Source organism: Clostridium nigeriense (genome assembly GCF_050585265.1).
Classification (GTDB): domain Bacteria; phylum Bacillota; class Clostridia; order Clostridiales; family Clostridiaceae; genus Clostridium; species Clostridium nigeriense_B.
Genome location: NZ_JBNOOE010000003.1, coordinates 191,243 through 211,016, shown reverse-complemented (window position 1 = coordinate 211,016; position 19,774 = coordinate 191,243). Strand labels below are relative to the sequence as shown.

Here is a 19,774-nt window from a genome sequence, read left to right as displayed (position 1 = left end):
AAAACTTATATGAATTATTGTCAATATTTTTATAATATTCTATAAACTAATAATCGATTTTAATCTTTATGGTTCTATCTTTTTTGCTAATATCTAAAGCTTTATCATTTGTAATAAAGAATTTTTTACCGTCTCCAATATATAGTTGTCTTCTCATAAATTCATATTTTCTATAATCCTTACCAATGTAATCTTTTATATTATTTTTATGAGATGACGGTTCAAATGAAATAAATCCATCATAAGGAACTATTTCATTATATAAATATTTATCAAACCATATTTTCTTATACTTACTCCAATATGCAATATCAACAGTTTCAGTTTCTTCATTATATTTTAATTCTTCTATAAATAAATTATCATTTATTCGTTTATCATTGATATTAGTCTTCATATCTAAATTTAATTCTTCACTAAAATTTGCTCTTACAATAACTATCTTAGCTTTATCAAACTTATCTACAGCTAAATCATTAACAACAAAATTTTCAACTAGTCTAATACCATTCTCTAATACTTCCTTTTCATCATATGCACCAAACACACCTATTCTTTCAATATTTCTACCCTCTATATTAGGCATAAAATATATTCCTTCATTAAAAAAACTCCCCTCATTTATTTGAATAGCTTTAACTTTTTCTATTTCATCTGAAACAACTGAATAATCTAGGTCTATAGCAAGTGGGCTGACTCTTAAATTATTTACTATAAACTTAACTCCATCTATTTCTATCTCATTATTTTCAGGTTTTATATTTTTCACTTTAAGTATTTTAGATTCATCAATATCAATAGTTATTTCTTTATTTTCTCCCTCTTCAGTAATTCTTAAAGTTAATTCTTTTTTATTTTCTCCTATTTTAAACCTTTCAACACCTAAAGAATCTCCATTCTTCCCTTTTTCACTGGCTATACCTATAACTCCTGCAGCCTCTCCATCTACAACTTCAATATTTGATTTTGAACCTGTTTCATCATCTTCATTAGGAAGATCATCTGTTGGCAAAAATCTTTCAATATGCTTAATATTTCCTCTCATAAAAACAGAAATATATTTATTATCATAAACTACAGCTTCAATTGTTACTTCTTTACCATTATTAAATTTAATTTTCTTATTAACTTCTTGAAGTTCTCCACTTTCATTAAGTTTTTCAACATAACTATAGTAACTAAAATAACTCTCATAACCAATAAGCTTCTTTATCATTGCTGATACTGAATTGAAATTAAAAATTAATATAAATGCCATTAATATTAAGGCTATCTTTAAATACTTATTATTAAAATTTAACCTCTTCTTTATTTCTATTCTTTCATTCTCAGTATTATTTTTATTTAATGCTTCCCTCATTAATTCTTCAAAATTATCAGGTGCCTGTATTCCATCTTCTTTTAAATTCTTTAATTCCTTATCTAAGTCCATCATTTATATCACCACCTATACTTTTTCTTATTTTATTAAGACCTTTATTAATTCTAGACTTAACTGTTCCAAGTGGAATATCCATTATTTGAGATATTTCATCATAAGAATAATCTAAGTAGTATCTAAGCTTTATTACTTCTTTTTGATCTTCATTTAAACTTTCAATAAGTGATTTTAAATATATTTTATTTTCTGACTCTTTAAAGCCTTTTTCTTCTATAGGATAGAATATATCTAATTCTTCATTTGTCTTCTTTGATAATTCCTTTTTACATAGATTCACTAATATTTTCTTGCTCCAGCTATAAAATGAATTTAGTTTTCTTAGCTTTGGAATCTCCTTATATAATACTATTATCATTTCTTGAAGAATATCTAAAGCATCATGCTCATTCTTCATGTAAAAGTAGGCAAGCTTATAATAATTATCTTTTTCCTTCATAATTAATGATAGTAATGCCTCTTTATCACCACTTCTAGCTCTCTTAACTTCTAGCTCCAAATCCGTCCCCCCTTAACCTTATCTCTATCCTTACATATGTAAGAGTCCCATATAAAAGAAAAAGTTCCCTATTATTCAAATTTATTTTAAAGAATTTATATAATCTAGTGGCCTATAAATTACACTATCATTACCTAGATTAAGACTACCTTCTTTTACTCCTCCAATTGGATAAATATATTTGTTATAAGCATTGATTATTTTCCCTTTTCCCTTATATAAAACTACATGTCCTGGAGTGTATATTAAATCCCCAGGTTGTAAGTCTTCTTTACTAACTTCATATTCTTGTAAAATATCTTCTTGATCAAAGGTTGAATAACCTATTTCTACCCCTGTTACTTCTCTATAAGCCCAGTAAGTTAATCCAGAGCAATCAAAGGCTTGACTACCTATATAAGTTTCTCTGCTTAATGGATAATATTCATCTCCATAATAACTAGTAAGTTCATCAAGTCTTTCTTCAGTCATTATTTCTCCCTTTCCTCCCCACACATACTGTAAACCAATTTTTTCTTCTGTAAGTTCTATAACTTTATTTATAATTTCTTTATCTTCTTCCGTCATATTAATTCCTTCATTTTTATAATTATCATTTTTGTATACACTTTTAAAGATTATAATTCCTATGATTGCTAAAACTATTATCCCTATCACAAATATTAAATTTTTCTTCCTACTTCTATTTACCATCCCAATAACTCCCTTACACCTAAATTTACTTATATAATTTAATTTTACCTTAAGTAATTTATTTTTCATAATTACTTTTAAATTACAATTTATATCCAAATATTAATTCTTTCTAAAATAAAAAAAGAAGTAAATATATTAGTCCCTCCGTTGCAAGCTTAAAGTCATGGCAAAATTATATTAAATCACCTATTTTATAAATAAATTTATCAAATTTAAGATTTCTTTAAGCTTTAGTTTATATAATTACATCAGAAAGAAAAATTAACAGGAGGTAACTTTATGGCAATAAAAGCCTTTCAACGATTTGAGAAAAAATTTATTTTAAATGAATATCAATACAAATCTCTTTTACCAATTTTATATGAATATATGGACCCAGATAAGTACTGTAAGAATGGAGAAAACTATAATATTTATAGTATTTATTATGATACTGAAGATAATCATGTAATTAGACATTCTATTAATAAACCTTACTATAAAGAAAAACTTAGATTAAGAAGCTATAAAGCTCCTATAGGTGAAAATGATAAAGTTTTCTTGGAACTTAAGAAAAAAATTAATGGAATTGTTAATAAAAGAAGAGCAACTTTAACATTAAAAGAAGCTGAAAGATTTTTAGAATTTAGAGAAAGACCTAAGTCTATTGATTATCTAAATAATCAAGTTCTTAATGAAATAGAATATTATTTAGGAAATAATACTGTATCTCCTAAAGTATATATAAGCTATAGCAGAAATGCTTTCTTTGGTAAAAATGATAATGATTTTAGAGTTACATTTGATTCAAATATATTAAGTAGACGCGATAACTTATCACTTAAATCTGGTGGCTATGGAGATAATATTCTTTCTTCTAAAAATTATCTTATGGAAGTTAAAATATTAGGCGCTGTTCCATTATGGTTAAGTAAAGCCCTTTCAGAATTAGAGATATACAATACTCACTTTTCCAAATATGGAAATGAATATATGAGTTATTGTTTAAATAAAACTTATGACATAAGGAGGCAAAATATATGTTAGAAACAATAATAACATCAACTAGCGGGGAATCATTTACTTTATTTAATGCTTTATTAATTATTTCATCATCAATTATTCTAGGCTTAATCATTAGCCTTGCATATATGAAAACTCATAAAAGAGAAGGATACGCACCAAGCTTTACAGTAACACTAATTATGCTACCTGTAATAATATCAATTATAATATTATTAGTTGGTAATAATGTTGCTAGAGCCTTTAGTTTAGCCGGAGCTTTTTCAATTATTCGTTTTAGAAGTGCTCCTGGAGATCCAAAAGATATAGCTTATGTATTCTTTACTTTAGCTGTAGGATTAACTTGTGGTATGGGATATATAGGATATGCTTTTATATTCACTATAGTACTTTGTGCTTTAACATTAATATTAGATGCAACAAAATTCGCTATGCCAAAAACTAAAACTTCAAAGCTAAAAATAACTATTCCAGAAGACTTAAATTATGATGGAATATTTGATGACATATTAAATAAATATACTAATTCTTGGTCTGTTGAAACTATTAAAACTAGAGATTTCGGCTCTCTTTTTGAAATACATTATATAGTTCAAATGAAACTTGATGCTAACCAAAAGAAATTTATAGATGAATTAAGATGTAAAAATGGAAATTTAAATATATCACTTAATTTTGCTGGGTTTGAGGAAAAAGTTTACAACTAGTAAAAAGTAAGGAGATTTGCTAAATTTAATAGCAAATCTCCTTGTTTTTATTTAAATATATTTTCATAAACAATATTAATTAGTTCCTCTTCGCTTATGGTTTCAATAGTTGATATTTCTACCATCTTATTTTCAGAAATTATAATATATTCATATTCCTTTTCGTTCATATATACTTTTATATCATTTGGAAACTTAGTTTCTTTTTCTATATATTTAGCCCCTAATTTACTAAGATACTTAATTGTCTTATTAAAATTATACTTAACTGCCCATTTGTACTCACTTTCAAAGACTTCATATCTTAAGTAAACTTTTTCTCCTTCATCAATATAAAATAAATATGAAGCTATTGGTGATTTTTCTACTTTAAAATATAATAAATCTTCCTTGCTAACATCATTGAAATCTTCAAGTTTTAAATTAGATACTTCACTTAACATTTTATAATTATAGTCTTTATCAACTATATCTTTTGAAATCATATTAGTAATAATAAAAAACATTATTAACGTAACTGCTAGATAAACTCCTGAAATTATTATATAATCATTTTTATAATTATTATTTTTAATAAATTTAATTATACAATTAGCTATAACAAGTAAAAAAACTATTATAATAATTACTTTTAAAATGCTTATATCATATTCTATAGCTAAAAATATAAATGATATAACTAAAATACTATATATTAAATACAATATTATTCTCTTTACTAAAACTACTTTTTTGAAGTTATAATCTATTTTTCTTCTTTTACTTATTGAAATTTTTCCCTTTATAAAAAATATTAAAAATGTTATTATACCTGCTATTTCATGAAGTAAAATAATATTAACAAATATAAGACTAGCTAAACTGGAGGATTTAGCTAAAAATTCTCCATTACCACTTCCGATCGTAATGTTGTACTTAATAAATAAAATGCAAATAAGACTTATTAAACTTAAACAAATATATTTTAATGAGGCTTTAGCAATAGTATTGAATTTTTCTATTTCATCTGTATGAATATCTATCCTATTTTCATCTGATTCACTACAATATATTTGTCTTTTATCACTTTCACAAACAAAATTCCAGCCAGCTTCTTTGCAATATTCCCTATACTCTAATGCCTTATCAGTGTCCTTGCCATCGAAAAATGATATACTATCCATTATATCTACTGAATACTTTAATTTTTTAGGTGATCTCTTAACAAATTTTAAATAATATCCATTTATATCTTCTAACATCCATCCCTTTATTGCCATCTTTTCTAAATATTCTTCCAGACTTTTATATTCATAAGGTAAAAAATTGAATATAACCCACTTCTCATCTCTAAATATCATTCCTATTTCCCCCTAAGAAAAATTCTCCATCTTTAACTAATCTAATTAATCTATCATACTCATCTTTAAGTATTTCTAATCCTTTTTCAGTAATTATATAACTTCTTTTTCTCCCAATTACTTCAGTTTCTACAATCATATTTTCTTTTTCAAACCTTGCAAGTAAGGCATACAATGTTCCTGGACCTACCTTAACCCTTCCTTTAGATATTACTTCAACTTCAGCCATAATATCTACTCCACATCTTTCTTTTATTAATGAAATTAATATGTAGTACATTGGCTCTGTTAAATTTTGAAACTGTTCTCTCGGCATCTTTACCCCCTTCCAAACATCGATATTCGATATTAACTGTAATAATATAAAATCCCTGTATATTATATATGATATTATCGAGTATCAATATTGTCAATTGTAAAGTTCAATATTTTTATATTTTTCCGAATAATTAATAAATTCAAACAAATATAATAAAAAGAATATTACAAACTATTTAATAATCCGTAATATTCTTTCTTATAATTAAATATTTAATTAAGGTCTTGTAGGTATTCCTGATCCTTGTCCTGGCATACCACCTTGGTTTCCACTACCTGGACCACCTTGATTTCCACCACTTGGTCCTCCAACTCCACCTGCACTTTGACCTACTGTTGTAACTGAACTAGACACTGTAAAGCTATCTCCTTCTGTTCCTCCAGAATAACTTCCATCAGAGTATAATCCATCTGTAGATATACCTGTTGATTCTCCACCAGTATATACCTTGTAAGTTGTTCCTGTTTTTATATCTGGAGAAGATATAACTATTGAGCTTGCTGTTTTGCTTGGTGCAAATGTTATTAACTCATTTCCACTTTCATCTTCAATATGAATTAATGTGTTTGCTGAAACTGAAGTAAATAAATTAACTGAATTTTGTGTTGAAGAATTGCTTGGTGATTGAGCCATTCCTGAACCTCCTGCTGCAATTAATAATCCACCAGAAATCTCAAAGTTACCATCATAATCTAAAGCACCATTTCCATTATCTTCTGGACCATTTACTATAACTACTCCATCCTTCATATAAATATTTCCATTAGAATCTATTCCATCGCCACTTGCATCTACTATTATTCTACCACCATTTAAATTAATAGTTCCATTACTTGATGAAGCAAAATTATTTTGACCTGGTCTACCATTTACAGAAGATCCATCATTACCACCTGCAGCATTAATTCCATCATCACTTGCGACTACTTTTATATTTCCGTCATTAATATTTATAGTTTCTGCTTCTATACCTTCATAGGATTTTGTAATATTAATTTCTCCATTATTAATATCTACAGTTGAATCTCCATGAATTCCATCATCACCAGAAGCTATGTTTATATTTCCTCCATTTATCTCTACATTTCCATTAGAATGTATTGAATCATCAGAAGAATCTATATTAATATTACCTCCATCTATTTTTACTGCTGTATTTCCTTTTATACCTTTAGCACTTGCAGTATCATCTTCAGTTGTAGTGGAACTTCCACCAAAGTCCATCGGATTTCCCCAACTTCCCCAAGTACTGCTAGATTTACTGCTATTTTCACTACCACCACCTGTATTAATAGTTAAATCTCCACCAGTAATAGTTGCACTTGTCTCAGCTTGAATTCCATCTTCACCAGAAGTTATGCTTATAGTTCCACCTTCAATTAATACATAACCTTTTTCCGTATCCTCAGAATTATTAGATTTCATTCCATCTCCTGATGCATTTATATTAATGTTACCACTAGTAATAGTAATTGAGTCTTTACCTCTAAGTCCATCTGCAACAGAAGTTATCTCTATAGTAGCTTCACCTATTTCTAAGTCATCTTTACTAGTTATTGCGTTATTATAATTTGAATTTACTGTTAGCTTTCCAGTACCACTAATGAATAAATCATCCTTACTAAATATTGTTGCATTAGGCTCATCAGTAGTTTCATCTTCAAAAACATAGTTTTCTCCATCTGTTACTACATTTTCACTACCTTCTGCTAATACTATATAAGCATTTTTAGCATTCATAACATAAATAGGAGCACTATTTGAATATGTTATATTAACTCCATTTAAAACTAATTTAACATTATCTTCATCGCCTGCATTTACTACTATTTGCCCATCATCTAGGGTTCCTGATATCCCATATGTTCCAGCAGAGCTTATAGTTACTATATTTCCTTCAACTGTAACTCCACTACCCTCAACTGAAATTGAATCTCCTAAAACTATGTTAGTATCTACATTTTCTATATTATCACTTACAACTGTATTATCATTTGTTGTAGTAGCTTTATTAGTACATCCTGTAGCACCTGCTAAAATAGATACTATCGATAATATTGCTATAATCTTTTTACTCATAATAAATCCTCCTAGAATTTCTTTGAATAAATAATAGCATTTTTACCTTAAATTAATCTTAAAGTTTTAAAATATAAACTTTGTTTTATTGTGCTATATATTATCTAAATCATTTCCACTTGCAAAATCATTATTTATTTTTAAATCACCATTATATAATTTTCTAAAAGAGAATATCACCATGCACTTAATTATTAATGCGTATATGGCTATAACTAAGCCTACTGATTCTGACATAAATATATAATTAATGTTGCTTACAATTAATACAACTGAATAAAAATAAATATATACTATTGCTTTACTTTTGTACTTATTCCCTAAATAAGTATTATAATTTTCAGATAAGATTTCTGAAGTACCTTCTAAAAGTTTAACTATACTTAAAATCTCTAAAATACTCCCTACATTAAACCAAATTATGTTTACTATAATATTATTAAACCCATTTTCTATTCCTATAAATGGTAATGCAAAAGTTATAAAAGACATAAGTACTTTTATCTCAAATAATTTTAAAGATATTTTAATAGAAACATTATTATAATTAACTAATATTTCATTTATTCCTGAGCAAATTATTAATATTGCAATAAAAGCTGGTAAAATTTCTATTGGTCCTAAGTTAAAATGGAAAGTTGTAAAAATCATTCCCAAAAAAACCTTTTTATATCCATTCATAATATTATATTTCTCCTGTTTCTCTTAGATATTTATATATATCATTGAAATTAAATAAAGGATTATAAGTCACATTATATACTCTCTTTTCATATTCTTTTCCGTCCCTATCTTTAAAATAAATAATAGGCCTTATATCATAACTATAAAGTTTTCTTTCCGGATCATCTATATAATTAAATTGAGAAGTAAAATATAAATTATCATTTGCATTATAAATTAAATCCCTGTCTTCTAGACTTCCAATCTTATTTATATTGAAGTCTATTAAATCTCTTGTATTCTCAAACAATTTTGAGTATATATCTGATACTTGAATGTATTTTTTCACATAAAATCCACTTTTACTTATGCCATCACTTGAAGCTTCAGTACTATATGAATATAAAACCTTATCAGCTAAATTTTCTTGAGGTGACTTATATTTATATAATACTAACTTTCCTAAGTCTACATCCATAGTAAGACCATCATTAAATGTTATAGTTGCTTCCCTTAATACAATATCATCATCTAAATCATATCCATAATTATGTGAATTTAAATTAAGAAATACTGTATGAATTCCGTATCTTCCATGCTCTTCAATATTATCATTACTATAATTATAATATTGTACTATTCCTATTGGACTATTTTCACTAACATAAAAATTCAAATTAGGTGCATCTTTAAAAGCTATCGATGATACCTTTCTATCGTCCTCTATGTTTGCTATATATTTAATTTCAATGTCATAACCTGATGTTATATAATTCCCCTCATTTTCAATAACTTCAATATCCTTATAGCTTTTTAAAAATACAGGATTATCTAACTTCAAATAATATATAATTGATATAGATATAAAAAAAGATAATAAAATTAATACTCCTGAAATCCTTAAAGCAGTTTTCACTCTTCCCATTTTATCCCCCAAATTTTTTATATTTAATTAAAATTATAAATTAAATTACAAAATAATCCAACAATACTTTTAATATTATTGGATTATTTAAATCATATTTTATTGTACAGTTTCTATTTCCTTATTCTCAATGCTACCTTGATTTAAAACACTTTTTGTTTTCTTTTCAATTTCTTCTTCATTACCTAAATAATATTTTTCTATAACATTAAAATCATCATCAAATTCATATACTAATGGAGTTGCTGTTGGTATATTTACCTCTAGTATTTCCTCTTCTGAAAGATTTTCAAAATATTTTACTAGTGCTCTTATTGAATTTCCATGTGCTGCAATTAATACTCTTTTTCCAGATATCATATCTTTTTTAATAACTTCATTGAAATAAGGAACAACTCTTTTAATTGTATCTTCTAAACTTTCAGCAAGTGGCAATTTATTTTCATCAATTCCCCTATATTGTTCTTGGCTTTTAGGATTTTGACTGCTTGTCTCATTTAATATCGGAGGTTTTACCGAAAAAGATCTTCTCCATATTTTAACTTGATCTTCTCCATATTTTTCTGCTGTCTCAGCCTTATTTAATCCTTGTAATGCTCCATAGTGCCTTTCATTTAATTTATATGATTTTATAACTGGAAGCCACTCTCTATCCATTTCTTCTAATGTTAGATTCAAAGTATGAATAGCTCTTTTTAAATAAGAAGTATACGCAATATCAAAATCTAATCCAGCTTCTTTTAAAGTTCTTCCAGCCAATCTTGCTTCTTCTATTCCTTCAAGAGATAAGTCTACATCACTCCATCCAGTAAATAAATTCAATTTATTCCATTCACTTTCTCCATGTCTTATAATAACTAACTTCATAAATCATTACTCCTTTTATCTATTTTAACTTTTACTTTTATTAACTAATAACTTTTATTAATTAATATTTTACATCTCTTTCTTTGAAACTTCAAGTATTTTACATCTTTTTCACTATATTTAAATTAATTAAATATATTACTATAAATAAAGATTAATCTAAATATAATAAAAATATCCTAGTAATAACTAATGATATGCTCCCTTTATAGTAGACAGTTTAAATAATAAAAACTGTAATTATGAAGGGAGTATTTATTTATGGGGAGAAAAGTTAAAGTATCGTCAGAAATTAAAATCAGAATTGTAGAAGATTATTTAGAAGGGAAATTTAGTATATCAGAATCATATCCAAGAGCAAATGTAAATCTACTTTTGAAGAATGGGTAAGAAAATATAGGGCTTTTGGACCAGAAGGTTTAAAAACTAATTCTAAAAATAAATATTATAGTCCTGAACTTAAAAATATGGCTATTGCTGATTATTTTAAAGATTAATATACTATATTTCAAATTTGTAAAAAATATGGAATTTTAGATAGAGGGATTTTAAAAGCATGGACAAGGAAGTATAATGGAAATAATAATAAAGGAAATCGTATTATGAGCAATGGAAGAAAAACAACTTATGAAGAAGAATTGAAATAGTATCATTTTGTATTGCTAACGCTAACGATTATAATTTAACTGCTAATAAATTTAATGTTTCATCTACTAGTAAGTATATTGCAATTAAAGAATTACATGAATTAGGCTATTCAATATCTGAGTTATGAAAATGTGCTAAAGTTGCAAGAGCTTCTTATTATAAGTGGTTAAATAGATCAGAGACTAAAAGAGATAAAGAAAATAAAATTATTTTAGCTGAAATTATTAAACTGTACTCAGAAGTTAAAGGAATTTATGGGTATCGCCGTATAGCATTAAATATACATAATAGACTAAACTCAAACTATAATCATAAGCGTATATATAGACTTATGAAATCTGTAAAACTTACTGCTGTAATTAGAAGTAAAAGGAGGAAATATATTCAAAGCACTCCGCAAATTACAGCTGAAAATATATTAAATAGAAATTTTGTAGCAAATAATCCAAATGAAAAATGGCTAACTGATGTTACTGAATTTAAATTAACTAACGGAAGTAAAGCTTATTTAAGTGCAATACTAGATCTTTGTGATAATAGTATTATTTCTTATCTGCTTGGTCGATCTAATAATAATAAATTGGTTTTTAATACTTTATATAAATCTATTGAATCTAATCCGACCGCAACTCCACTATTCCATAGTGATCGCGGATTTCAATATACCTCTAAAACATTTAAGTATAAATTAAATGAAATTAATTCAATACAAAGTATGTCTAGAGTAGGTAGGTGTATTGATAATGTTCCTATGGAAGCTTTTTGGGGTACCTTAAAAGTTGAGATGTATTATCTACGAAAGTTTGATACGTTTGATGAACTTAAACAAGCTATTGATGATTATATAGAATTTTATAAGAAAAAAAGGTTACAAAAGAAATTAAACGGTATGGCTCCTATTGAATATAGAAGCCATACCTTAGCTGCATAATTTTATATTATTTACCCTGTCTACTTGACAGGGAGCAGTTCAAATTATTACTAGGATATTTTTTATAAATAAATTCTATTTCAATATTATAAAACTTACTGAACTCTCTTATGATACTTCCAAAAGTCTATTGTTTCCTGTAAGTCATTTTCATCTTCAAATAAATCTACGTATGCATTTGCCCTTGCTGTTATTATATTTTTATCATTAGAAACATCAGTTTTTGTATTAAATTATAAATAGCTACATAATTAATTTAAAGATATTTTCTAAGTTAATTATGCAGCTATAGATTATAGAAAGATTACTCTTTTTCTTCTTTTAATATTATATTTAATAATAATGCTACAATTGTTCCTGTTGATATACCTGACGAAAAAATCATTTTTAATCCTTCTGGTAATTGAGAAATAAACTCTGGTCTAAATGTTACTCCAAGTCCTAATCCTATAGACGTAGCTATTATTAAAAGATTACGTTCTGTTATTTTTATTTTACTTAAAGTCTTAATTCCTGCGGCTGCAACAGTACCAAACATAACTATTCCAACTCCCCCTAATACAGGCTGTGGCATTCCATTAATTATTGCAGCAACCTTTGGTAAAAATCCTAAGATAACTAATATAATTCCTGCCATAACTGCAACATGACGACTTGCAACTTTAGTTAATGGTATTAATCCTACATTTTGGCTGAAAGTTGTATTTGGCATTGTTCCAACAAATCCACCTATCATGCTTCCAATTCCATCAGATAGTACACCTGCACCTATTCGCTTATCAGTCATTTCAACATCTGAAACTTCTCCTATTGCTTTTAAACAACCTACCGTTTGTATTGCAGTAACAAAGTATGCCGGTATAAATGTAATAAATGCTTTTAAATCAAAAGTAACTCCATATTCTAATATTTTAGGCATTGAAAACCAACTTGCTTCCTTAACAGCTGTAAAATCTACTAATTCAAATGGAATACATATAATATATCCAACTATCATACCTATAAGTACTGCTGCACTACTAAACATACCTTTTCCATAACGATTTAACAATAAAGTTCCAATTAATACTAGCATTGCAATTGATATATTTTTTAAACTACCATAATCAGCTGCACCACTACCTCCTGCTGCCCAATCTATAGATGTTGGGATTAGAGTCAATCCTATTAAACATACTACTGTCCCTGTAACTATTGGTGGAAATAATTTTATTAAAGGTTTTATAAAATAGCTAAGCACTACTTCAAATATTGCTCCTAATATTGTTGCTCCTATTATTCCAGATAACCCTAAAACTGATCCAACTGTAATTGACGGTGCTACAAAAGTAAAATCAGTTCCCATTATGCAAGCTACCTTGGACCCTACTGGTCCTACTCCCTTTGATTGTATTATAGTTGCTAGTCCCGCTGCCAGTATTGATGCACTTATTAATGCTGTTCCTGTTTTAGCATCAAAGCCTAATGCACTAGATATAACTAGGGGAACCACTATTATCCCACCAAATGCAGCAAATATATGCTGAATTCCAAATAAAATTTTTTCTGCCATTGATGGATTATCATTAACTTTATAATTTAATTTAATTCCATCATTTACTGGTAAGTTCTCCATGATTTCATCCTCCATTGTTTAAATAAATTAAAAAGCACCTCGCTATCGAGGTGCTTGACTTAAAAATAGAAGTAAAATCACAAATTACATAAACACTTACCCTTAATCCTAAGTACAATACCTCGTAGTCTGCTAATTTACGGTTAGCAGGTAGAAACTTTCGGTCCATATTACCGATGATATACGAGTTCTTTTAATTCTTATTGGTATTATACACGAACGCTCATCTTATTTCAATAAAAATTATTTGTATTTTTAACAAGGAACATCGTTACTTTCCTTAAATCTATATTCATCTATAATAAAAATAGTTTTAGATATTAATAAAAGTAGTGAGCAAAGCCATATTGATTTAACTCCCATATATAATGTTAATATTCCACCAAGAGATGCACCAACTAAAAAAGATATAATTATAAGTAAATATCTTATTGTCCTAGCTGATGCTTCTCTATCTTTTTTAGTTATAGCTAAGTAAGCTGATTGTGATGCTATTCTTAAATTTCCTGTACACATAGTCGTACTATAAGGAGAATCTACAAGCCTTCTAAAAGATGAAATTTGAACAGAGGAAACAAATGAAATAGTGCTTGTTACAAAAATATGAGGAATTGTATTTGGTATAAATCCTATTACAAATAAAACTATAGCCTCAATAATTAGTATTAATTTTTCTGCTTTTTCTGATCCTTCATATTTTCTTATTGAGACTTCTCTTATTTTTTCTGTGACTAATACACCAATTACAAATGCTAAAATCGGTATAGCTGCCATTAAAGTATTTTTATAATTTCCATTAGTAATACCTAATGCGACTAAAACTATATTTCCAGTCTCAGCATTTGCAAATACTCCTCCTCTGCATATAAAAGTATATGCATCTAAAAAGCCACCAACTATAGCCAATATTATTCCTAATCTTAAAGATTCTGAAGTTATTTTATGACTTGGTACTTTCTCTCTAAAAGCTCCAAATATTCCCCTAATATTTACTTCTTCACCCTCACTAACAATTGTTTTCATTTTATAGATCCTCCTTAGTAATTTTATATTTATTTTAAACTTCAACTATATTCTTAAGCCATTTCTTTTTCTTATATCTTCTTAACCCTAATATAAATTTATAAACTTCCTCGATAGTTATCATAGCATAAACATAATAAATTGGTAATCCTAGAACTATTCCTCCTAAAAATGCAAAAGGTATTCCAACACACCAAACTCCTGTCATATCTAATAGTAGTGATGCTTTTGTATCCCCACCACTTCTTAAAACTCCTACTATATTTACTAAATTAAACATCCTAAATGGTAAATAACATACAAAAACAGTTAAACACTTTGTAATATTACTAGCTACATTTGATGGTACTTGGAATAAATTTATTAGTGGTTTTCTAATTATTATACACACTATTCCCATAACTATGGTAAGAATTAATTGCAGCACAAAAAAAACTTTTGAATGTTTTTCAGCATCCTTTAGCTTATTAGCTCCTAGTTCATTTCCTAATATAACTGCTGTAGCTGAACTAAGTCCTTGAAATATAACTACACAAATTTGTTCAACATTTTGGGTTATTGTAATTGATGCCACTGCCTCATCTCCCATTCTTCCATATACTAATGAATACATAGTAACTCCAAGTCCCCATATAAATTCATTTGCTATAACTGGTGAAACAGTTGCAAAATATTTTTTTATAAACTCTTTATTAAAATCAACCAGTTCTTTTGCTTTTGCAGCTGCAGGACCTCTGCTTATATATACAACAGATAAAATAGATGTACATTCAACTAATCTTGCAATTACTGTAGCAATCGCTGCTCCTTGTACTCCCAACCTTGGTGCACCAAAATTTCCATATATAAAAGTATAATTTAAAACAACGTTAACTAAAATTGAAATTATACTTATAAATACTGGAGCTTTTACTTTATTAGTTGCTCTTAATAACGAAATATAGCAATTAGTAATAGCAGTTAAAGGATAACTTAATGACACTATAACTAAATAAGATGCTCCAATAGCTATAGTTCCTTCACTTGGAGTAAATATTCTCATAACAGCTCTAGGTATAAAAAGTCCTGCTAACATAAAAACTATTGCTCCAGAAAGTCCTAAAATAAGAGAAATTCCTAGAACTCTTCTAATATTTTTTATATCCCTCTTTCCAAAGTATTGCGCTGTTAATATAGATGATCCGCTAACTATACCAAATAGTAATAATGTAAAAACAAAAAACACTTTATTAGCGAGTCCTACAGCCGCTATAGTGCTTTGTCCTAAAGTTCCTATCATCATAGTATCTACAAGATTTAATGTTGTATTTAAAAGTGCTTGAATAGCAATAGGAATACCAATTGCCACTGTCTTTCGCAAAAATTTCTTATCTTCGAATATACTTTTTATGTATGTAATTTCCATAAAGCCTCCTTTTATTGTCTAAATATTTCTATATTTGTTTCATTGTAGGTAACTTGCCCTCCAATGTCTGATATACCTGATTCAGTTAAATAATTTGGATTTCCATGTTTAGTCCACCATCCTACATACATTAGAATAACATAATCAGCTACTATATTATCAACATTTAACCTTACACTTATTTTTCCATTTTTATTTTTTAGAGTTACTATTTCATTATTATTTAAATTTAATTTCTTAGCCATTTTTTCATTAATATATGCAACTGAAATTCCCTCTTTATCCATCATATGTTGGCTAGATAGACTATCTCTTGTATGGTTTGTTAGTAAGATAAATTTTTCTTCACAAATATTATCTTTATACAAACTATCGTTAAAGAATATTTCAAATTTACCTGATTTAGTTTCAAACTTTTTATCTTCCCAAGCTATTGGATTATGGATAGTAAAGTAATTATCTTTCAAGTAACTAATATCTATTTGATTATTATATTTTTTCAGAGGTTCTATTACCTTAGTCAAATATTCTTTTTTACCAACATAAGGGTAATTTTCAACATTAAGAATTCTAGCAAGTTCCTTGAAAAACTCATATTCATCCATTAGCATTTCCCTAGGCTCAGTTACCTTTTCGTTATAAATAATATATGGATTTGTCATTGAGCTATAAATTAAATCTTCACTTTCTAATGTACTAGTAGTTGGAATAAATAAATCACATTCCTTTGCAGTATCTGTCATAAACATATCAAAACAAACCTTAAATTCAATTTTAGAAAATGCTTCTTTTAGCTCATTTAAGTTAGCCAATTGATTTAAAAGATTTGATTTAGTAATTACTGCAACCTTTATTGGTATATTAAAGCTTTTTAATTCACAATTCATACTATCTTTCACATAGATATTTTTTTTATTAAAATAGTCCTTATTTTCAAAAGAAGCTTTTATGAAATCAGCCATTTCACTTACATAAAAAAACCTATTTTCTCCAAAATCCTTACTATTATATGGATCGGAATTAATTACCTTTGGATAAACTTTATTTGCATAATTTATGCCACCACCACTAAATCCTATCTGCCCAGTTATCGCACCTAATATGTCTACAAGACTTATTGTATTACCACCATTTTTATATTTTTGCATTCCATATCCAAGAAGAATCGTTGAATATTTATTTGTATATAGATAAACTAATTCCTCTATTTCTTCTTTACTTACTCCAGAAATTTCAATTAACTTTTCTAAATTTAAAGAATCTACATACTTCTTATATTTTTCAAATCCGTTAACATATTTATTAATGTATTCTTCATCATATAATTCTTTTTCTATTATTATTTTTCCCATAGCAAGAGCTAGAGCACCATCACCATTAGGCTTTATCCTAATATACTTATCTGCCATTTCAGCTGTTTTTGTATAAATAGGATCTATAACTATTATTTTACTTCCCTTTGCTTTTGCTTTTTTTATACATTGTATAGTGTGTACAGATGTAAATGCAGGATTTTTTCCCCATATAAATATTGATTTACTGTTAAACATATCTTCTAGGGAATGACTTCTTACATCTCCAAAATTAAAAGTTTGAGCCTTAATTCCTGCACTCCAGCAAGGTCCCCCCTTAGTTTTGCTAACTCCCCCATAAAAATTAAAAAATAAATCTCCTATACTTTTTAATAAAGCTCCATTACCATATTGTTCATAGTACAATATAGATTTTGATGAGTATTTATCTTTATAATAACTTAATTTTTCTGATAATATTGATAGTGCTTCATTAAAAGATATTTTCTTCCATTCTCCATTAACTTTTAGAAGTGGGTTATAAATTCTATCTTTATGGTACAATCTATCTAAATGAGCAAGACCTTTTTTGCAAACAAATCCTTTTGTAAAAGGATGATTCTTATCACCTACTATTTTTAAAATTTCATTATCTTCTACATAAATATTAAATTTGCAACAATCAAAACAATCTAATGTACAACCATGACTTAATACTTTCATAATTCCCCCTAATATATACGACTTTAATAATTATAGACATCAATTAATTTAATACTATTATATATCTTTATTAAAAATTATAATAGGCTGTCCAAATTAAATTTGAACAGCCTATTTAAAATTTTATATACTATTAATTAAAGTTCTTCACCATTAGATGCTATAACTTTCTTATACCAATCAAAACTCTTTTTCTTACTTCTCTTTAAAGTTCCTTTTCCTTCATTATCTCTATCTACATAAATAAACCCATAACGTTTTTTCATTTCACCAGTTCCAGCACTTACTAAGTCAATACATCCCCAAGTAGTGTATCCAAGCAAATCAACACCATCTAATTCAACTGCTTCCTTCATTGCTTTAATATGTTCTCTTAAGTATTCAATTCTATAGTCATCTTCAACATATCCATTTTCATCTGGAACATCGACAGCTCCTAAACCATTTTCTACTATAAATAATGGTTTTTGATACCTATCATATAATGAATTTAATGTTATTCTAAGTCCAAGTGGATCTATTTGCCATCCCCATTCACTTGCATCTAAATTAGGATTTTTAAGTGATGCAAATATATTTCCTTCAGTTAGCTTATTAACTTCTGGATCAGAACTTGCACATCTTGATGAATAGTAAGAGAATGATATAAAATCTACAGTATGTTTCTTTAAAATTTCTTTATCTCCTTCTTCCATTTCAATATGGATTCCCTTTCTCTCCATTTCTTTAATAGCGTATGAAGGATATTCCCCTCTTGATTGAACATCTATAAAGAAATAGTTTTCTCTATTCTTCTTCATAGCTTCAAGAACATCGCCAGGCTTACAAGTATATGGATAAGTATCGCCTGCTGCTAACATACAACCAACCATATTATTAGGATCTACTTCATGGGCAATCTTTGTAGCTATAGCACTTGCCATTAATTCATGATGTGCAGCTTGATATTTAATTTGTTCCTTATTTTCCCCTTCTTCAAAACATATTCCAGCTCCCATAAATGGTGCATGAAGTATCATATTGATTTCATTAAATGTTAACCAATATTTAACTAACCCCTTATATCTATTAAATATAACATTGCATAGATTTTCATAGAATTCTACCATCTTCCTATTTCTCCATGCACCATATTTTTCAATTAAATTCATAGGACAGTCAAAATGAGTAATCGTAACTAATGGTTCAATTCCATATTTGTGGCACTCTTTAAATAAGTCTTCATAGAATTTTAATCCTTCTTCATTTGGAGTTTCATCATCACCATTTGGAAAAATTCTACTCCAAGCAATTGAACATCTATAAGTCTTAAAACCCATTTCTCCAAATAATTTTATATCTTCTTTATAATTATGATACATATCTATAGCTTCTTTGGCTGGATAAAAGTGTTCATCATCAAAATCAAACATTTTCATTTCTCCAGCAATAATAGGAAATCTATCTTTTCCTATAGGAACTACATCTACATTTGCAAGACCTCTTCCACCTTCATTGTATCCACCTTCACATTGATTTGCAGCTGTTGCTCCTCCCCATAAAAAATCTTTTCTAAATCCCATTTCATATCCTCCTTATATTTAAAATTTTAATCAAATATTT

At 27.4% G+C, this 19,774-nt stretch carries 17 protein-coding genes, 1 pseudogene and 1 riboswitch; of the genes and pseudogenes, 4 read left to right on the top strand and 14 right to left on the bottom strand.

Annotated features, from left to right (window positions below; genetic code table 11):
- Positions 1 to 46: 46 nt before the first annotated feature.
- The 3 genes from ACQPVP_RS04560 to ACQPVP_RS04550 all read right to left on the bottom strand — a co-directional run bounded on the left by ACQPVP_RS04560 (position 47) and on the right by ACQPVP_RS04550 (position 2,630).
- Entirely contained in the window at positions 47 to 1,435 is a 1,389-nt protein-coding gene (locus ACQPVP_RS04560) for a DUF4179 domain-containing protein (RefSeq protein ID WP_430847665.1), read from the bottom strand.
- On the bottom strand, positions 1,419 to 1,937 hold the full coding sequence (locus tag ACQPVP_RS04555; protein WP_430847663.1) for an RNA polymerase sigma factor: 519 nt from the start codon (positions 1,935 to 1,937) through the stop codon (positions 1,419 to 1,421). Before ACQPVP_RS04555 ends, ACQPVP_RS04560 begins: the two co-directional genes overlap by 17 nt.
- An 81-nt stretch (positions 1,938 to 2,018) precedes the next feature.
- Positions 2,019 to 2,630, bottom strand: coding sequence for a C40 family peptidase (locus tag ACQPVP_RS04550; RefSeq protein WP_430847661.1), 612 nt, complete (start codon positions 2,628 to 2,630; stop codon positions 2,019 to 2,021).
- A 282-nt stretch (positions 2,631 to 2,912) separates the two neighbouring features.
- On the opposite strand from ACQPVP_RS04550, the gene ACQPVP_RS04545 reads away from it, so the two are divergent.
- Complete coding sequence (locus ACQPVP_RS04545; protein ID WP_430847659.1) at positions 2,913 to 3,659, top strand: polyphosphate polymerase domain-containing protein; 747 nt, start codon at positions 2,913 to 2,915, stop codon at positions 3,657 to 3,659.
- Positions 3,653 to 4,342, top strand: a complete 690-nt coding sequence (locus tag ACQPVP_RS04540; RefSeq protein WP_430847657.1) for a DUF4956 domain-containing protein — start codon at positions 3,653 to 3,655, stop codon at positions 4,340 to 4,342. The genes ACQPVP_RS04545 and ACQPVP_RS04540 overlap by 7 nt, the downstream gene beginning before the upstream one ends.
- Before the next feature lie 47 nt (positions 4,343 to 4,389).
- On the opposite strand, the gene ACQPVP_RS04535 is transcribed toward ACQPVP_RS04540, so the two are convergent.
- The 6 genes from ACQPVP_RS04535 to gpmA form a co-directional block, all read right to left on the bottom strand.
- Positions 4,390 to 5,682, bottom strand: coding sequence for a DUF2812 domain-containing protein (locus ACQPVP_RS04535; protein ID WP_430847655.1), 1,293 nt, complete (start codon positions 5,680 to 5,682; stop codon positions 4,390 to 4,392).
- A complete protein-coding gene (locus tag ACQPVP_RS04530) occupies positions 5,672 to 5,998 on the bottom strand; it encodes a PadR family transcriptional regulator (protein WP_430847653.1) in 327 nt (108 codons plus the stop codon). Before ACQPVP_RS04530 ends, ACQPVP_RS04535 begins: the two co-directional genes overlap by 11 nt.
- 219 nt (positions 5,999 to 6,217) lie before the next feature.
- The gene (locus ACQPVP_RS04525; protein ID WP_430847651.1) at positions 6,218 to 8,080 is read right to left on the bottom strand and encodes a carbohydrate-binding domain-containing protein; all 1,863 of its coding nucleotides are present in this window, start codon (positions 8,078 to 8,080) and stop codon (positions 6,218 to 6,220) included.
- A gap of 93 nt (positions 8,081 to 8,173) precedes the next feature.
- Complete coding sequence (locus ACQPVP_RS04520; protein WP_430847649.1) at positions 8,174 to 8,761, bottom strand: hypothetical protein; 588 nt, start codon at positions 8,759 to 8,761, stop codon at positions 8,174 to 8,176.
- Between the two features lie 4 nt (positions 8,762 to 8,765).
- Complete coding sequence (locus ACQPVP_RS04515; RefSeq protein ID WP_430847647.1) at positions 8,766 to 9,668, bottom strand: hypothetical protein; 903 nt, start codon at positions 9,666 to 9,668, stop codon at positions 8,766 to 8,768.
- Between the two features lie 99 nt (positions 9,669 to 9,767).
- The gene (gene gpmA / locus ACQPVP_RS04510; protein WP_430847645.1) at positions 9,768 to 10,535 is read right to left on the bottom strand and encodes a 2,3-diphosphoglycerate-dependent phosphoglycerate mutase; all 768 of its coding nucleotides are present in this window, start codon (positions 10,533 to 10,535) and stop codon (positions 9,768 to 9,770) included.
- 261 nt (positions 10,536 to 10,796) lie between these two features.
- Between gpmA and ACQPVP_RS04505 the strand changes: the two genes are divergently transcribed.
- Entirely contained in the window at positions 10,797 to 10,925 is a 129-nt protein-coding gene (locus ACQPVP_RS04505) for a hypothetical protein (protein ID WP_430847643.1), read from the top strand.
- A gap of 400 nt (positions 10,926 to 11,325) precedes the next feature.
- Positions 11,326 to 12,114, top strand: a pseudogene (locus tag ACQPVP_RS04500) (IS3 family transposase); the annotation flags it as partial.
- Between the two features lie 304 nt (positions 12,115 to 12,418).
- Here ACQPVP_RS04500 and ACQPVP_RS04495 read toward each other — a convergent pair.
- From ACQPVP_RS04495 to ACQPVP_RS04475, 5 genes are all read right to left on the bottom strand, one after another.
- Positions 12,419 to 13,744 (bottom strand): nucleobase:cation symporter-2 family protein, encoded by a 1,326-nt coding sequence (locus ACQPVP_RS04495; protein ID WP_430847641.1) that lies wholly within the window; start codon positions 13,742 to 13,744, stop codon positions 12,419 to 12,421.
- A 90-nt stretch (positions 13,745 to 13,834) separates the two neighbouring features.
- A riboswitch (purine riboswitch) is annotated at positions 13,835 to 13,936 on the bottom strand.
- Positions 13,937 to 13,984: 48 nt separating this feature from the next.
- On the bottom strand, positions 13,985 to 14,752 hold the full coding sequence (locus tag ACQPVP_RS04490; RefSeq protein ID WP_430847639.1) for a YoaK family protein: 768 nt from the start codon (positions 14,750 to 14,752) through the stop codon (positions 13,985 to 13,987).
- A 34-nt stretch (positions 14,753 to 14,786) separates the two neighbouring features.
- Entirely contained in the window at positions 14,787 to 16,157 is a 1,371-nt protein-coding gene (locus tag ACQPVP_RS04485; RefSeq protein WP_430847637.1) for an MATE family efflux transporter, read from the bottom strand.
- A gap of 11 nt (positions 16,158 to 16,168) precedes the next feature.
- Positions 16,169 to 18,172, bottom strand: coding sequence for a molybdopterin-dependent oxidoreductase (locus tag ACQPVP_RS04480; protein WP_430847635.1), 2,004 nt, complete (start codon positions 18,170 to 18,172; stop codon positions 16,169 to 16,171).
- Between the two features lie 137 nt (positions 18,173 to 18,309).
- Positions 18,310 to 19,734, bottom strand: coding sequence for a 6-phospho-beta-glucosidase (locus ACQPVP_RS04475; protein WP_430847633.1), 1,425 nt, complete (start codon positions 19,732 to 19,734; stop codon positions 18,310 to 18,312).
- Between the last annotated feature and the right edge of the window lie 40 nt (positions 19,735 to 19,774).

Coding starts and splice junctions, on each gene's coding strand:
- ACQPVP_RS04560 (WP_430847665.1), bottom strand. CDS start 1,435: ATGATGGACTTAGATAAGGAATTAAAGAATTTAAAAGAAGATGGAATA.
- ACQPVP_RS04550 (WP_430847661.1), bottom strand. CDS start 2,630: ATGGTAAATAGAAGTAGGAAGAAAAATTTAATATTTGTGATAGGGATA.
- ACQPVP_RS04545 (WP_430847659.1), top strand. CDS start 2,913: ATGGCAATAAAAGCCTTTCAACGATTTGAGAAAAAATTTATTTTAAAT.
- ACQPVP_RS04540 (WP_430847657.1), top strand. CDS start 3,653: ATGTTAGAAACAATAATAACATCAACTAGCGGGGAATCATTTACTTTA.
- ACQPVP_RS04535 (WP_430847655.1), bottom strand. CDS start 5,682: ATGATATTTAGAGATGAGAAGTGGGTTATATTCAATTTTTTACCTTAT.
- ACQPVP_RS04530 (WP_430847653.1), bottom strand. CDS start 5,998: ATGCCGAGAGAACAGTTTCAAAATTTAACAGAGCCAATGTACTACATA.
- ACQPVP_RS04525 (WP_430847651.1), bottom strand. CDS start 8,080: ATGAGTAAAAAGATTATAGCAATATTATCGATAGTATCTATTTTAGCA.
- ACQPVP_RS04520 (WP_430847649.1), bottom strand. CDS start 8,761: ATGAATGGATATAAAAAGGTTTTTTTGGGAATGATTTTTACAACTTTC.
- ACQPVP_RS04515 (WP_430847647.1), bottom strand. CDS start 9,668: ATGGGAAGAGTGAAAACTGCTTTAAGGATTTCAGGAGTATTAATTTTA.
- gpmA (WP_430847645.1), bottom strand. CDS start 10,535: ATGAAGTTAGTTATTATAAGACATGGAGAAAGTGAATGGAATAAATTG.
- ACQPVP_RS04505 (WP_430847643.1), top strand. CDS start 10,797: ATGGGGAGAAAAGTTAAAGTATCGTCAGAAATTAAAATCAGAATTGTA.
- ACQPVP_RS04495 (WP_430847641.1), bottom strand. CDS start 13,744: ATGGAGGATGAAATCATGGAGAACTTACCAGTAAATGATGGAATTAAA.
- ACQPVP_RS04490 (WP_430847639.1), bottom strand. CDS start 14,752: ATGAAAACAATTGTTAGTGAGGGTGAAGAAGTAAATATTAGGGGAATA.
- ACQPVP_RS04485 (WP_430847637.1), bottom strand. CDS start 16,157: ATGGAAATTACATACATAAAAAGTATATTCGAAGATAAGAAATTTTTG.
- ACQPVP_RS04480 (WP_430847635.1), bottom strand. CDS start 18,172: ATGAAAGTATTAAGTCATGGTTGTACATTAGATTGTTTTGATTGTTGC.
- ACQPVP_RS04475 (WP_430847633.1), bottom strand. CDS start 19,734: ATGGGATTTAGAAAAGATTTTTTATGGGGAGGAGCAACAGCTGCAAAT.